12 protein-coding genes are annotated in these 16,112 nt (G+C 61.1%); all 12 read right to left on the bottom strand.

The window, feature by feature from the left end:
* The 12 genes from tssM to tssC all read right to left on the bottom strand — a co-directional run bounded on the left by tssM (nt 1) and on the right by tssC (nt 16,099).
* Nucleotides 1-3,384: a type VI secretion system membrane subunit TssM gene (tssM, locus tag AB4N98_RS00810; RefSeq protein ID WP_135196541.1), complete on the bottom strand. Its 3,384-nt coding sequence runs from the start codon at nt 3,382-3,384 to the stop codon at nt 1-3.
* Between the two features lie 15 nt (nt 3,385-3,399).
* Nucleotides 3,400-4,263 (bottom strand): type IVB secretion system protein IcmH/DotU, encoded by an 864-nt coding sequence (gene icmH, locus AB4N98_RS00815; RefSeq protein ID WP_068934785.1) that lies wholly within the window; start codon nt 4,261-4,263, stop codon nt 3,400-3,402.
* A 5-nt stretch (nt 4,264-4,268) separates the two neighbouring features.
* The gene (gene tssK / locus AB4N98_RS00820) at nt 4,269-5,597 is read right to left on the bottom strand and encodes a type VI secretion system baseplate subunit TssK (protein WP_068934783.1); all 1,329 of its coding nucleotides are present in this window, start codon (nt 5,595-5,597) and stop codon (nt 4,269-4,271) included.
* Nucleotide 5,598: 1 nt separating this feature from the next.
* Entirely contained in the window at nt 5,599-6,084 is a 486-nt protein-coding gene (gene tssJ / locus AB4N98_RS00825; protein WP_083221651.1) for a type VI secretion system lipoprotein TssJ, read from the bottom strand.
* A 5-nt stretch (nt 6,085-6,089) separates the two neighbouring features.
* On the bottom strand, nt 6,090-7,076 hold the full coding sequence (gene tagH / locus AB4N98_RS00830; RefSeq protein WP_460149164.1) for a type VI secretion system-associated FHA domain protein TagH: 987 nt from the start codon (nt 7,074-7,076) through the stop codon (nt 6,090-6,092).
* Nucleotides 7,006-7,347, bottom strand: a complete 342-nt coding sequence (locus AB4N98_RS00835) for an FHA domain-containing protein (protein WP_460149165.1) — start codon at nt 7,345-7,347, stop codon at nt 7,006-7,008. The genes tagH and AB4N98_RS00835 overlap by 71 nt, the downstream gene beginning before the upstream one ends.
* Before the next feature lie 135 nt (nt 7,348-7,482).
* Nucleotides 7,483-9,015: a sigma-54 interaction domain-containing protein gene (locus AB4N98_RS00840; protein WP_068934781.1), complete on the bottom strand. Its 1,533-nt coding sequence runs from the start codon at nt 9,013-9,015 to the stop codon at nt 7,483-7,485.
* A complete protein-coding gene (locus tag AB4N98_RS00845; RefSeq protein ID WP_267864462.1) occupies nt 9,012-11,447 on the bottom strand; it encodes an AAA family ATPase in 2,436 nt (811 codons plus the stop codon). The genes AB4N98_RS00840 and AB4N98_RS00845 overlap by 4 nt, the downstream gene beginning before the upstream one ends.
* Nucleotides 11,448-11,459: 12 nt before the next feature.
* A complete protein-coding gene (tssG, locus tag AB4N98_RS00850; RefSeq protein ID WP_068934777.1) occupies nt 11,460-12,467 on the bottom strand; it encodes a type VI secretion system baseplate subunit TssG in 1,008 nt (335 codons plus the stop codon).
* Nucleotides 12,431-14,218, bottom strand: coding sequence for a type VI secretion system baseplate subunit TssF (tssF, locus tag AB4N98_RS00855; RefSeq protein ID WP_068934775.1), 1,788 nt, complete (start codon nt 14,216-14,218; stop codon nt 12,431-12,433). Before tssF ends, tssG begins: the two co-directional genes overlap by 37 nt.
* Nucleotides 14,208-14,627 carry a type VI secretion system baseplate subunit TssE gene (gene tssE / locus AB4N98_RS00860; RefSeq protein WP_065878371.1) on the bottom strand — a complete coding sequence of 140 codons (420 nt, stop codon included), beginning with the start codon at nt 14,625-14,627 and terminating at the stop codon, nt 14,208-14,210. Before tssE ends, tssF begins: the two co-directional genes overlap by 11 nt.
* Nucleotides 14,624-16,099 (bottom strand): type VI secretion system contractile sheath large subunit, encoded by a 1,476-nt coding sequence (gene tssC, locus AB4N98_RS00865; protein WP_017527973.1) that lies wholly within the window; start codon nt 16,097-16,099, stop codon nt 14,624-14,626. The genes tssE and tssC overlap by 4 nt, the downstream gene beginning before the upstream one ends.
* Nucleotides 16,100-16,112 lie beyond the last annotated feature (13 nt).

Genomic DNA, 16,112 nt, shown 5'->3' on the forward strand with positions numbered 1-16,112 from the left:
TCACAGCTGCTCCGGCAGGCGAAAGGTGCGCCATGCGGCCATCTGAAACGGGCCGGGATTGCGCTGGCTGGTGAGCAGGAAGTTAGCGCGCAGCCCTCCGAGATCGGCCTTGAGCACTTGTGCATCGCGACCGCTGGCGGGCTCGCTGTGCATCAAGTCCAAAAACCGGAACAACGACCACGGCCCACTGTTCTTTTCGATCCCCAGCGGCCGCTCCATACCCCGCTCCAGCACCAGGCTGCTGCGGCCGTTGTCCGCGTCGCTTGGCCAATGGAATGCCATGGGCACGATCGGACCATGCCGGTACTCAAGCTGTTTATCGCCAATGCGCAGCACCGCACGGCTGACCGCCTGATCCAGGCTATAGGGTGCCAACGTGAATCGAACGGCCCACTCCCCCTGCTCTTCACTGAAAAAACCCTGGCGAATCATGTGTACTTTCACCAGTTGTTCCAACAACGAACGTGACACCGGCAGGCTGCGGCCATCCAGGCCGCGCAAGCGATAGCGGCCGCCCTCGGCACTTACGAAGGGCCGCAGGTAATGGTCATAAAAGCGTGCCATGCCTCCCCGAGGCTTGAAAAACTCCTGGAAGTCACCGAGGGCGACATCGCTGCCGGCATGGGCATTGAACGGGTAGCGGCGTTGAATCGCCTTAGCATAAAAACCATACACCTCACTTTGATAACGCTGATTCATAAACACATAGGCATCCTCCAGCAGCAACCGCCAACTGTCGTCGGCAATGCCTTCGAACCACCCCTTGAGCGGCGACGGCAGACGCACCGCGGTATCACGCACCTTGCCCAACAATGGCAACTGCCCCTCCATACGATGCTTGACCAGGTTGAATGCCGCCTGTTCGGGTGCGCCCTCGCGGTGAAGGGCCGCCAGTTGCTGCTGCCATTCATCGAGTAGCCGCAACGCCTGTGTCAGTTCGACGCCTGGGTTCTGCTCGGTGTCGAGCAAGCGGTGCAACGGTTCGAAGCGCCGTTGCAATGCGCGTCGCGCCGTATCAGGCGTCGCCTGCCCTGGCACGCGGCCGGCCAGCACGCTGGCCCCCTCGAACGGAACCTGTGCGGCCAACTCGCCTACCTGCTGGCTGATGGCTTCAGCGCGATCACCCGGCAGCAATCGGGTGTTTTCCCTCACCCGTTGCAACAGTTGCACCAACGGCGACTGGGCTGACGCCAGGCTGGCCAGCTCATCGGCATGCTGCTTGAGGCCGTCGCTCGGCTGCAGGCGGACTTGGCTGATGGCCTGGCTCCAGGCGTCGGCGTACTCGCTGAAATAGCGCTGTTCCAGCACCAGCATCAATTGGCGCAGGTCCATGGCGCTGAGGTCGCCGTTTTCTCCCAGCAGCCAATTATCCTGGGCAATGGCATTGACCAGCCTGGGGCCCTGCTTTTCAAAATACTGCACATACCGTTTGGTGTAGAAACCGGGGATAGGTTGCTCCGCAGCGGCAAATCCGGGGCCTTCTACCAGACGATAAGGTTCCAGGTCGCGGGCTTGTTCGCGCAGCACCCGATAGACCCCTTGCGCCAATGACTCTCCACGCAGGTCCTGGCGAGCGTCTGCCACCAGCGCAGTGTTCAAGGACGCCACGAAGGGTTGCTCTAATAGCTGCGCGAGGTGTTCATTCAAGCGGTTCTGCGCCGAGGCATTCCCGGCATAACGCTGCGACCAATAACCGGCCATGCGCCGCGCCAGCCATGCGTTGTCGCGACGCTCGCGCAGGCTGAGCATCAGGTAGGCGCGCAAGCTGTCCGGCAGCGCCTCGCGATCCCCCAGGTCGGCGCGCACCTGTTCTTCGAGCAGCGCGGTCAGCAAGGGTAGCAACTGCTGATGCAGCGCCTCTGCATAGGCCCGGGTCAGCAGTGGGCGGCTTGGTTCACCTTGATACAAGCCGGCCCGCTCGTGCCACTGACTGTCCTGCGCCGCCGGGAACAACCGCATTGCAGCCAAACGACTGTCCAGCAACGGCAGCAACGCCAGGGTAGCGTCCAAACCGGCATCGGCGGGCGACAGTGGTTGAGTCAGTTCCGCCAACCGCATCAGGCGCTGGTGGTTGAGCCCGTAGCTGTGAGCCCATAGCCCGCCCGCCCCGGCGAGCACCAGGGACGCCGCCAGCGCCAACAGCCCCTGGTGTCGCCGGATGCGTTGGCGCTCCGACGCATGCAGCCCGGCAAGATCGGCCTCGGCAAAGATCACCCGGTTGAATAACCCCTGAATGAAGTAGGCACGTCGCTCACCCGCCTGCGCACAGGTCAGGTAAACGCCACGCAACCCATTGATGTGCTGGAAACGATGAGCGGAAAACGCAGACTCCACGAACTGGCACAGGCGTTCGCCGATTTGCGCAACGTGCCGAGGAAAATCAAGCATCTGGCCACGACGCTCAAGGTTACGCTCGTGCTGCAAGCGCGCAGTCAGCTCTGCCACAAGGCGTTGCAGCAACCCCTCGAACGCCTGGCGGACCTCGGCCATTGCGGTCCCCGTGTTGCCTGCGCCGACATACACGCCCAATACCGCATCTGCGCTGTCACCCTGGGGCGCGTCGAAGAACTCAGTGAAGCCGGGCAGTCGATCCGCCTGGGTCAGCACCAGATAGATCGGCACGTCCAGGTGCAATCTCTGTTGGATATCCTGTAAGCGGGTGCGCACGTGGCGTGCATGCAAATCCAGGTCATGCTCATTGCTGCCAAGCAGCGTCTCTACCGCCAACGTCACCACCACGCCATTGAGCGGGCGCGCCCGACGCCGCGACTTGAGCAACCCCAGAAACGTCGACCAGCCCGCGCCGTCCACCGCACCTTCAGGTTGATCCAGGTATCGCCCTGCGCTCTCGACCATCACCGCTTCGTCGGCCAAGTACCAGTCAAAATACGCGGTTGTACCTGGGGGCACCGACTCGCCCCGATCCAATGGCAAGTGCAGCCCTCCGGCGGCCAGGACACCGGTCTTGCCACTGCCCTGCTGGCCAATCAATAGGTACCAGGGCAAGGCGTTACGCCAACGGTCGCTGCGCTGCGCATAGCGACGGGTAGTCTTCAGCGTGTGCAGGGCCTCCTTGAAACGCCCGCGCACCTGCCTTTGTTCGTCGTCGATCAGCCCCGTGCGTTGATACCGCTCCTGGTACTCAGGCTGCTTCAGTCGTGCAGTACGGCGCGCGCCCACCACGACCATCGCCAGCCCCCACAGCAGAAACAACCCACTGATGGTCACCAGGCGAGCCGTCGAGCCCTGCCAGAACCGGTGGTCAGCCACTGCCAGCAACGGCCCAAAAAACCACACCAGCAGTGCGCTGGACAGCACCAGCAACAGGCTCCAGACCCAACTTTTGCGCAGCACGGTGCCCGCGCCCTTGAAGAATGCGTTCATTCATTGCTCCCAGCGTTACAAGGGCGTCCGCGTCTGATCCGGCGCCAAAGGTTGAAAAAGTTGCAGCACCGTCACGCGCTCATTACCCAAGACCCAGGCAAACCCCGAGTACATCGCCAGCAAACCGGCACACGCCAAAACAGCGACCCAGGTGGCCGACACAATGCGCAGCCGCGCGCCTGGCACGCGCCCTGCGTTCGCGGGGGTAAATATCGGCAGGCGCTCGCCGCGTACATGCCGGATCTGTCGATACAAGGCATCTCGGATGTCCTCGAGCTGCGCCCCTCCCCGCTCCATAACCCGATACTTACCTTCAAACCCCATCGACAGGCACAGGTACATCAACTCGAGCATGGCCACGTGCTTGACCGGATCGCGGCTCAGCCGCTCCAGCAGTTGGAAAAACTTTTCGCCACCGAAGGTTTCGTTATGAAAGCGGCTCAGCAGGCTCGTCTTCGACCAGTGGCTACGACTACCCCATGCAGTGGTGACGACCGCTTCGTCAATTACGCTGCACAGCACGTAACGCGCGGACATCACCTGGCTGTTCGCTACGCCCTGGTGCAGGGCATGTGCTTCAAACGCGGTGATGGCCGACGACAGTCGGTCATTGAGGCTCTGCAAGCTCTCCCGAGCGGTGCTGCTTCTGAGTTCAACAACCTGTGACAGCAGGTCCCAGGCGGCTGCCACCAGAGCATTGGGCCCCATCTTGAAACCCTGGGCGCCTTGCAGGCTGGCGGTGTAGATCATCCGGTCTTCCAATTGCTCAAAGCGTGGTGGCGAGGGGTAATCCGTCACCGCCGCCTGCGCCGGGGCACGACCCTGGCGGTCGAGCAGAACGGTTTTTTCGTCCTGCGGGTATTCGCTGTCCATGGTCATGGCGTTCAGTTCCTGATGGCCCAGAAGTTGAGTTCAAGCGCCGCAAACTCGCCGCTGGCGTGGAAGGCAAAACCGCCGGACTGTTCCAGTTGCGTGATATCCCGGGCACTGAGTTCGAGCATGAAATAGGTCTTGCCGGCATGGAACGGAATCTGGCGTGGCGCCACCGGCAGCGGTTTTACCTTGATACCGGCCAGGTGCAGATTGACCAGCTCACGTATGCGCTCAACCGGTCCGACCTTGAGATGCGCGGGCAAACGGTGGCGCAGTTCTTCCGAATCGCAGTGGGCGGTTGCCGCCAGAATGAAGGTTGCCGCGCCCAACAATTTCAGATCGCTTACGGGGCACACCAGCACCCCGTATTGCCGTGCTTCCAGCGGGAGTTCGATGGCGTGCTGTTCCAGCACCGCTGACAGCACCTTGCGAATACCGTCCATTAGCCCACGAAAGCTCGCCCCCTGATCTCCATGCCGATAACACCCTTCCACCTGCGCGCGTTTGTCGTCGACGGCGAAGGTAGACAGCTCACCGAGAATCGACAGCAATACCCGGTACACCGCCTCCGGACGCACCTGGTTTTGGCTCAGGTAGTGACGCAATAGCACCTCGGTACGATTGATCAGTTGCAGCATCAGAAAGTCGCCGAGCTGGGCACCGGCCGAACCTCCATTGCCCTGGACGCGGGCGGCAATCGCATCGCCTCGGGCAGCCAGCAGGCTGACCACCTCCTTGACGCATGACGACACATAGCCGGCGCTCTGCACATAAATAAACGTCGGTACGAAGTCCGCGTCCAGCTGTACGCCGGCCTCTCGCGTGGAATCGAGCACCTGGGCTACCTGGAGCTTCACATGCAGCGAATCACTGGGTTGTTCCCCCAATTGCAGGTGTAGATCCGGGCGGGCGCAGTGGATCTGGCAGTGAGCGTTCATACCGACATTCGAGTCTGCGATCTGTGTTTCGTAACTCACATAACGCGCCAGCACATCGCTTTGCTCTGGCTGGCGCACGTCCAGTTGATTGCCGATGGCCAGGGGCAACGCCAGGAACACGGCTTGCCCAGCGGTGTCGGCGGGTACCTGCAACACCAGCGGCGGCATGGTGTTGTTCAATTCGAACAGGCTTCCATCGGGAAATACCCCGCTGGCCTGGTTGACGACCAGCTTGCCCAGATTCAGGTACTGCACATCGATGTCCAGCGTCAGGAACCCCCAGCCATCCCTGCTCAGCAAGCGGCTACGGTTGAGCTGTTGATGGTAATAACGGTCGTTGTGCTGCAAGTGCTGCGGACGCAGCAGCATGCCCTCCCGCCAGATGACTTTATCAATCTGCATTTCAGTTCTCCGACCGGCCGGCTTGAGGGCCGACAGCGCGAACCCCCGACTCGTCAAGTAACAACTGCGCGCGCGTCAGTTGCTGCCGGGTAACGGGCAGTACCAGGCGCCATTGCACATGCGGCAGGTCGCGATAGGCTGCCAACACGCCGATATAACGACTCTGCGGTTCGATGCTGAGCTTGAGCACCTGCTGTTCACCGGGGCGCAACTCCAGCTCTTCGCTGTTGACCCAGTCTTTGGGCAGTGCCTGCTCGGCGTGGCTATAGAGGCTGAAGAAGTCAGCATTTTCGAACGCCGCCGGGTGCCGCAACTCAAGCAGGCGCACGACCACCGGAGAGGGCCGGCCGTGAAGATCGGGGTTGACTGTGTCGCTGGCCGTCAAGCTCAGGTCGAGCTTGGTCAAGGTTGAAAACGGTGAAAGGCTGCCACAACCGGTCAATAGGCCCAGGGCAAGCAGCATTGATATAAAGGTGGCTCGATACATGATTGTCATCCCGGATAAGCCGCATGCAGGGCGCCGACGAGACGCACCTGCTCCTCATACGCTTTGGAAAAGTCGTTGCGTAACAGCTGCTCGCCCAAGGGGTGCTCCTCGCTCAGGCGCATGTAATGGCGTTGGTATGCCCGCCAACGAGCGCCGTCGGTAGCGAACCGGGGCGGGTTGCCCTCACGTTCGAAGCAGAGCAGCAGATGGCCGGGGGCAAACGTCGCGAGCGCGCTGCGCACCGCTGCACGGCAGGCCACGACCAAGGCCAATTGGTGAATTTGCATCTCCCGGCACGCCTGGGCGATCGCCAATTCGGCAGGCAGTTGGCCCGAATCGCCTGCGCCCAACAGCGACGCCAAGGCTGCCTGTGTGTCGCCGCAATCTTGCAAGGGGTTGCGGCGCGTGCGCGCCAGCGCTGTGCCGTCCAGGTTCAACTCACTGTTGAGCTCATCGCGGGTCCGCAGGCTCTGCTGCAACCCTTCGATGGTTTGCCTGAACAGTCTCGCCACCTTGATCGCCAGGGCTTCGCGCCCCAGGGTATCGAGTGCATCCATCTCCACGCCCAGCACAGCGCCGAACTGTGACCAGAACCCTTCACCTGCAGGCGTCGTAACGGTCTGCGCCGCACTGGAAGGCCCAGGGCTGGCGGGTTCGGCCCAACTCGGCACGATCAAGTGGTCTTGTTCTACGGCACCGTGGGAAAGCAGGCCTCCGGGCACTTCTGCACGGGGCTCCGATGCATCCAGATGCTCGGGTAACTCGCTGCCCGGTTGCTCACGCTCCAGGCCGTGCAAGGGGTCCAGTATCAGAAACGCATCGTCGGGAATCGTCTCGTTGCCGGCAAAGGCCGGCCGGTCATAATGCGCCCCCTGCCCTATCAGTTGAGCGCGAATGCTCACCGCCCCCAACTGGTACACATCACCTTCGCTGATCAGACGCGCCTGGCCTTTGCACAACCGCTCCAGTGCTGCCAGACACGCCGATACCATTGCTGCTGATATCGGTGAGAAAGTATTGGCCGTCTCGGTAACCGACCAAACCATGGAGACTGGAAAGCAAGCGATCGGGATCGGCAATCACCCAGTCACACCCAGCCCCACGCCCGATCACGCCGCCGACGCCGTCGAAAAGCTTGCGGGCCGGCGGTTCGCCGCTCCCGCTATCACACACCTCAAACACTAACTGCATGGCAGGTTTTCCCAACTCAATGGCCTCGACGGGGCGCCTGGGAGTCACCCAGCGCACGGTAATCAGCATCATCAAAAACGTAATTGCCGTTACAACCGCTCAGCAAACACAACACAAGCACCAAGGCGTGCCAGGGGCGAAGAAGCATCAGGTATCTCCCAGGAAAATGAGGCTGGCGTCGAAGCACCAGGTCCATGCGCGCACCATTCAGCCTTCCCCTCGGGCATCGCTGCAGGGAATATTCAGACGTGCCAGGCGGTACAGCAGCGTGCGGCGCGCAACCCCCAACTCACGGGCGGTGCGGGTTCGGTTGCCACGGTTCTTGTGCAGGCAGTCGATCAAAAATACCCGCTCAACCCGCTCCAGGCGTTGGCGCAACGTTGCATCGAGGGCCATGGCAGTCGGCGCTGGCGACAGGCACAAATGCGCGGGCAAGATCACACCGTCATCGCAGAGCAGTACGGCACGTTCCACCAGGCATTTGAGTTCGCGCACATTGCCGGGGAAAGCATGGCTCGACAGTTGATCCAAGGCCGCACTGGACCACTGCACCGACGTACAGCCGAGTGCCGTACACGCTGTTTGCGCGAACTCTCGCGCCAACAGCAACACATCACCGCCCCGCTGACGCAAGGCCGGCAGTTCGATGGGAAATTGCGCCAATCGGTAGTAGAGATCCTCACGGAAGCTGCCTTCGGCCACCATTGCAGCGAGGTCGCGATGGGTCGCGGCGATGATGCGCACATCGACCTTGTGGGCTGCACTGGCTCCCAACGGACGGATTTCGCCCTCCTGCAACACCCGCAGCAACTTGGCCTGTAATGACAGCGGCATATCGCCGATTTCGTCCAGCAGCAATGTTCCGCCATGCGCGGCGTCGAACAGCCCTGCATGGTTACGCTCGGCGCCGGTGAACGCACCCTTGCGATAGCCAAACAGTTCACTTTCCAGCAACCCTTCGGGAAAGGCGGCGCAGTTCTGCACCACAAAGGCTTTGCCGCTACGCGGCCCGCTGGCGTGAATGGCCCGCGCCACCACCTCTTTTCCGGTCCCGGTCTCGCCGCGCAGCAAAACTGTGTACGAGGTGTTCAGCACCTTGCCAATCAAACGGTAGGTTTCGTCCATGGCTGTGCTGTTGCCGATCAGCCCATACGCCGTCCGGGCGACCGGCGTGCCAGGTTTTGTCGGGGAAGCGCTTTGCACAAGGCACAGCCCCTTCAAAACGCCCAGCTGGTTCAAGGCGAAACTCCCCAGCAACCGCAATGACGGGCCATGGCCCTGCAAGGATCGGGGACGCTGGCTGGCGCATAACAACAGGCCCGTCACGCTCGCGCGCCGCCCCGACAATGGCACGCATGACAACGCCTGCCAGGGCAACCTCGCGGCCGGCAGAAAGGCACTTTCGTAGACGCTGTTGGCCAGGTCCTCCAGGCTCAAAGAGTGGCCCTGGCTGAGGACATAGTGCAGCAATTGCTCATGCTGGAAGTCATGGCTACTTGCCGGCTCGCCAAGCGCCAGTGCGCCGGGCAAATGCTGGGCAATCAGGTCGAGGCGCCCTGTCACCTCGTCGCGCCAATACAATTGGGCAAGTTCGCACTGGCTTAGTTGTGCCGCAGCCGTCACACAGAGCTGCGCTAATGTGGTCTCGTCAGCGTCGATACCCAAGCGAGCGAACCAGGTGAGCAGCACATCGGCGTAGTCCAAGGGATGGGGCAATTGGGCAAACAGATTGTCGCTCATTGGCTGAACTCACAGGTCGGTTGCCCGCCGGCATCCAGGCATGCATGGACCCGCGACAGGGTTTCGCCGCAGGCCATTGCCTCCAACAGGCGATCAACCATCTGGGGCAACAGGTGGATCTCGATCCATTGGTCGATATACCGCGCACCGCTGTCCCAGTGGTTGCAACGCTCGGCCATATAGGTGATCAGTTCGCGCGTGTAACCGAACGCCAGGTTGCGCAGTTTCAGCCGTTGCCCCAGGCGGTCCAGCTTGAGCCTTGCCAGGTCATGCAGCACTTCACCTACAACCGGGTAATAGGGCACGACACGCATGCGCGCCAGCAGCGCCGGCTTGAAGTAATCGCGTAGCAGCGGATGTATCGCGTCTTGCAACACCTGCGGATCTGGCCGCCGGCCCCCTGCGCATAGATCGACGATGCATTCGCTGCCCAGGTTGGAGGTCATCAGGATCAGCGTGTTACGAAAGTCGATCTCTCGGCCTTCGCCATCATTGGCCAACCCTTTGTCGAAGATCTGATAGAACAGGTTCAGTACGTCCGGATCGGCCTTTTCGACCTCGTCGAGCAGCACCACCGAGTAAGGTCGTTGGCGCACGGCTTCCGTCAGTACCCCGCCCTCGCCATACCCCACATAACCCGGCGGGGCACCGATGAGCCGAGACAGCGCGTGCTTCTCCTGAAACTCAGACATATTGAGGGTAGTGACAAACCGCTCACCGCCGTACAGCAAATCCGCCAGGGCCAGGGCCGTTTCGGTCTTGCCCACGCCACTTGGGCCCACCAACAGAAACACCCCAACCGGAGCGTCGGCCTTGTTCAGACCGGTGGCGACCGCGCGTTGGTTACGGTCGAGCGCCAGCACCGCGTGCTCCTGACCGAGGATGCGTGAGCGCAACGCGTCGGCAAAACCAGACACTGTTTCACTGTGTTCAAGTGCCAACTGCTCAACCGGAATACCGGTCCAGGCACTGATGACCTGTGCCACCAATCGCGGGCAGACACGCGCCGGTTCGACCCGCGCTTGCGACTCAAGCCAGGCTTGCTCCAAAACCCGACGTTCGATCTCGACAGCCGCCAATCGCACGTTCAATGCGCACAAGGATTGCTCGTCCACCGGTAGCCCGGTGTCCTTGTCTCGACTCATTGCCTCGCGCTGCTGCAAGCCTTCAGCATGCTCGGCGTTCAGGCGCTGGAGCGCCTCAGGTGCGGTTGCCTGGCTGATTCGTGCGCGGGCGCAGGCAGTATCCAGTACATCGACGGCCTTGTCGGGCAACTGCCGCCCGGCCAGGTAACGGGCGCTCATGTGAGCCGCCGCGACAACGGCATCGTCACGGACATACACGCCATGGCTGGCTTCATACACCGGCGCCAGCCCGCGCAGGATCGAAATTGCCTGCTCCACGCTGGGCTCGCCGACCAGCACCGGCTGGAAACGTCGCGCCAAGGCAGGGTCTTTTTCGAAGTATTTTTTGTATTCAGACCAGGTGGTGGCCGCGATGGTGCGTAGTTCACCGCGCGCCAGAGCCGGCTTGAGCAGGTTGGCGGCGTCACCGCCACCCGCCTGGGCGCCCGCGCCCACCAGCGTATGCGCCTCGTCGATAAACAGAATCACAGGCTGCGGCGAGGCGTTGACCACATCGATCACGCCTTTGAGACGGCGTTCAAACTCGCCCCGAATGCTGGCGCCGGCTTGCAGCAAGCCCATGTCCAGCGTGAGCACCCGTACCGCCTTGAGGGGCTCCGGCACCTGTGAGTTGACGATGCGCAGGGCCAGACCCTCGACAACGGCGGTCTTGCCCACCCCGGCCTCGCCGACGAGAATCGGATTGTTCTTGCGCCGGCGCATCAGTATGTCGATCAACTGAGCAATCTCTACGTCACGGCACAACACCGGGTCGATACGCCCTTCATGGGCCTGGCTCGTCAGGTCATGGGTAAAGCGCGCCAACAACGACTCACCCCTGGCTGACGAGGGGATAGCGGCAACCTGACTCAACGTAAACTCAAGCACACGCTGCGTATCCAAACGGCTCAAGACCCTTTGATAGGCGCTGCCCGCGTGCTGGGGGTGACGCAAGATCGCCAGTAACAAGGCACCGTGGTCCACTTCGGTCTGGCGCAGTTCCAGATGCGCCACCATCAACGCTTGTTGCAACCATTGCACAAGGGCCGGGGCGAACACCGGATTGCGCGACGCGCTCGCCTGCCCCTTGGGCTGCAGTGCGGCTTCCAGTTCGCCAGCCTCGACCTGCGCATCGGCCAAGGCCCGCACCAGCAGGCCATCCCGTTGTTCAAGCATGGCCAGCAGCAGGTCTTCAACCAGGACGTCGCTGCCACCGCGCATCACGCAACGTTCGGCCGAACGCTCCAAATCTCGACGGGCCAGGGGCGTCAATGTGTTGATAAGTTGTTGCAGGTCTACATTCATCATAATCACTCGTCCCTAATGAGCATTGCCGGCCACGATGACCACACCATCGGCGCACTCGTGCGCCAGCCAACTGGCCCAGCCCAATCGACAGACGTTGTGCTCGCCGATGCGCAACGGCCTTATTTCCTCCCTGGTCAACACCAGGCACAGGTCATATTCCAGGGGCGCCCGTGCGGTCAGTCGAACCAGCGAGCACAACTGCGGATAGTCCGCCCCCGTGGGTAAAAACCCATGAAAACGCTCCCAGTCCAGGTTTTGTATGTGCACCCTGAACTTACCGCTGCGATCCGCGACCCGGCTTCCCAGCACCTGGTCCGAACCCAACGCGCTGTGGGTGACGCCTAAGCGGTTTCGCTGCAAGTGAGCAATCACCACTGTGCGTTCAACCCATTGCTCGATAAACAAACGGTTGTGCTTGAAGTAGTAACGCAGCACCGTCTCGATCAAGGCAGCCGAATGCACTCTCAACCCAAGCAAGCCCAGGTACGGCAGCAGTCGCTTGCAATCCACTTGCGCCGCCGTGCGGATTTGTCGCCCCCTCAGCCCGATCAGCGCAAACATCTGCTCGGAAAAAGCATCAACTGCGCCTTTCTGGAAACTCGCGCGGTAGCGGTACTTGCGCCAGATCGGCAGCATCAGCCGCTGCAAACGATGGTGAAACACATCCAGGAAGTCTCGAGTTACGTGACCGCCCAACCCGTCGGCGAACGCCTGCTCGCCATAAAAAGCCGGCAGCGGCGAACCCGCACCGCAAAGGCCCAGCACATTGAGGCGAAGACGCGCGCGCAACTGCCCGCGCTCAACAAAAAATTCCACCCGCTCGATATCGTGGCCAGGAAAACCAAGACTTGGATTCGCCTGGAATTCCAACCGGTCATACAAGGCGTCGTCATCCAACGCAGGATGCGCGTCGCGCAGGCGCTTGAGCACCTGCACGACCGCCTGGAACAACGAATACTCGCGGATGACGCGAGTGAGTTCCGTCAAAGCAGAGGCTGCTGGCCCATCCGGGGTGGCCATAGGTACACGTCTCCTTGTGTGCTGATGACTCTGAGTTCGTGGTAAGCATTGAGGCTGGCGTAGAGCGCAAAAAATTCGTTGAGCACCGAGGCGAATACAAATGCTTCTCCCTGGCCCAGAAAGCCCTGGGCGTCGATGTTGAGGTCGACCCGCAATCCCCGAAACGGTATTCCACGGTGCAGGCGGTCGACGGCCACATGACTGATGGACCGCAATGCCCCCAGCCGCCGTTGGCTGATCTTCAATGCTTGCCGGTCGTGATAACGCGGCAGGTCGTAGGTTTCGAGGATGACCTTCAACGCGTTGATATCGCTCAGTGACAAGTAGTTGAGCGACATGTTGCTGATTAGCCGCCAGAGAAAATCCTGGTCCAGAGGCGGCGCAAAACTGGCGGTGGGGACGCTGATATTGCGAAACGACAACCCCTCCGGGGTCTGTTCGCAAGGTTGGTTGATCTGCCCAGCCTGCAATTGCCGGGGCAGGTTGTGATTGGTGCATGTCAGTTCGACCGAGAGTGTTTCCTGGACATGTGCCTGGCCACCGCTGAACCCCAGCCATGTATCGAGGCCGGTGTGTTGCGCCGAGGCGCGCTGGCGGATGCTGTAGCTCGGGGGCGCGGCCGACACATCGGTATCGCCGTCATGCTCGAAAGACTCAAACGGTACGTAGGTGTGATACCCCAACCCACCAGGGCGCCACCCCGTGACCTTATCCACGGAAAATACACAGGCGCTCCCTCGCGCATACTCCCCGGGAACCAGCAGGTACTCATCCTGTTTACCGTCCAGGCGAATCGGCACCGCATCGTGTTTGAACAGGTTGACGATGGGCGTGCAATACAGCTTTACGTTATCCAGTGTGGGTCGCTGGAGTTCCTGGGGCTGCGCGCGCAACGCGAAGCACAGCCTTATGCCGCAGGCCTGCTTGAGAAGCTCATCGGGCAAACGTTGCACTGCATCAAGCCCGGCCACCTCGACAAACAAGTACTTGTCAGGGAAAGCGAAGTACTCCTGCAGATGGCGGTACCCTCGAAAGGTATTTTGTGGATAGGGAATAAGCGCCTGCTCCTCGGCAAACCCCACCGGCTGTACCTGGTCGGCGTCCAATCGCAGCGACAGGGCCTCGCCGTCAACGCCTGTGAGTACCTCTCCATCGCGCCCCAACGGCAGCAATTCGATACCCTCCAGGTGACGCAACAGGCTCAGGTACAACCCTTGGCTTATATAGCGATCCCCCGCCAGATGCAGGCGCAACCGTTCGAACCGCACCCCACTGAAGTTGCCCTCGGCACTCATGTCCAGGCGCAGGCTCAACACGCCCTGCTCCCCTTGAACGTTGTAGTCGAGCGCGCTCAGTTGCAGCGGCAGGACCTCAGTGGCGTAACAGGTCTGAAAGCGGCAGCGCTCGCCCTCGACACATGCGCTTTCGACAGGCGTGCCTCGCGCCACCAGCACACCTGGACCTGCGTGCTTCAACGGGTCGAACTGCAAGATGCTGAACGCCGGCATGGGCCGCATGTAGTTGGGCCATAACAGGTGCATCAATGAGTGGGTCAGCTCAGGCAGTTCGTCATCCAGCTTCTGGCGCAGGCGACCGGTGAGGAACGCAAACCCCTCCAGCAGACGTTCTACATCCGGGTCTTGCCCAGGTTCCGCAAGAAAAGGCGCAAGCGCCGGATTGCGCTCGGAGAAACGTCGCCCGAGTTGACGCAATGCACTGAGCTCGCTTTGGTAATAACGGTTAAAAGACATCCGGCGACACCTCGACCTGTCCGGCGTCACGCAGTCGGGCGGTGAACACCACGGGCTGCGCCACCCCGTCGATGCTCAGCGTCGCTTCAATGGCAAACGCCAGGACCAGCACGTCGTGATCCCGAGGCAATGCCCGCACTCGCACATGCTTCAGGCGAGGTTCGTAGGCCCGGATAAAACGCTCGATGAGCAAGCGCGACTGGCTCAAGGATTCATGCAGGCTGCGGTTCATGTCATTGAAGTCCGGCAAGCCGTAATCCGGCAGCGCCTGCACACTTCCCGCGCGGATGCTGAGCATTTTCCCCAGGTGAACCGCCACCGAGGTCATGCCGCATGGCGAAGTCGCTGCCGGGCAATCAAGCCGCTCGAAAAGGCTTTGGTTGGGGCCCCTCCCCTGACGCCTGCTCATTCTTTGTCGAGCTTGCCAACCAGCGACAGCGTAAAGTCGGCCCCCATGTACTTGAAGTGCGGACGTACGCTCAAATTGACGCGGTACCAGCCAGGCTCGCCCTCGACGTCACTGACAACGATGCGTGCCGCGCGCAGCGGTCGCCGCCCGCGCACTTCGGCGCTGGGGTTTTCCTGGTCCGCAACGTATTGGCGAATCCACTTGTTCAGCTCCAGTTCCAGGTCGGTACGCTCCTTCCACGAGCCCAGTTGCTCGCGTTGCAGCACCTTCAAGTAATGGGCCAGGCGGTTGACCACCATCATGTAGGGCAGTTGGGTACCCAAGCGGTAGTTCAACTCGGCTTCCTTGCCCTCGGCACTGATGCCGAAATTCTTGGGCTTCTGCACCGAGCTGGCGGAGAAGAACGCCGCATTGTCACTGCCCTTGCGCATCGTCAAGGCAATGAAGCCTTCTTGCGCCAGTTCGTATTCGCGACGATCGGAGACCAGCACTTCAGTGGGAATCTTGGTTTCGATTTCGCCCATGCTGTGGAAGTGATGCAACGGCAAGTCTTCCACCGCGCCGCCGCTTTGCGGGCCAATGATGTTCGGGCACCAGCGGAACCGCGCGAAACTATCGGTTAAACGCGTGGCAAATGCGTAGGCGGTATTGCCCCATAGGTAGTGCTCATGGCTGTTGACCACGTTTTCCCTATAGGCAAAGGTCTTGACGGGGCATTCAAGGGGGTCGTATGGCGTGCGCAGCAGGAAGCGTGGCACGGTCAGCCCTATGTACCGGGCATCTTCGCTCTGGCGAAAGCTCTGCCATTTAGCGAATTGCGGGCCTTCAAAATGGTCCCTGAGGTCCTTCAGGTCAGGTAGGCCAGTGAAGCTTTCCAACCCGAAAAAAGCCGGCCCGGCGGCGGCGATAAAAGGCGCGTGAGCCATACATGCCACGCTGGAAACGTACTGCATCAGTTTCACATCCGGGGCGCTGGGAGAGAGAAAATAGTTGGCAATGATCGCGCCCACCGGCTGGCCGCCAAACTGACCATATTCGGCGCTGTAGACATGCTTGTAGAGCCCCGCCTGGGTAACTTCCGGCGAGTCTTCAAAGTCATCGAGCAGGTCTTGCCGTGAGACGTTCAGCAGCTCGATCTTAATGTTCTCGCGAAAGTTGGTGCGCTCGACCAACAGCTGAAGCCCTTTCCAGGCCGCTTCCAAAGCCTGGAATTGGGGGCAGTGCAAAATCTCATCCATCTGCCGGCTGAGCTTTTCGTCAATCTCGGCGATCATCCGGTCAACCAAGCGTTTCTTGACCGGTTCACCGCTGTTTTGCGGTTTGATCAATTCTTCGATAAATGCCGAGACGCCACGCTTGGCAATACCATAGGCCTCGTCGTCGGCGCTGAGCAGCGTTTGCGCAATGATGTTATCGAGGATGCTGCAATCATCAGCGGTGTGGGCAGTGATCGGGTTCTGTTGAATGCTCATGGCGTCAGTGTCC

The sequence above is a fragment of the Pseudomonas sp. S3_E10 genome, assembly GCF_054667615.1.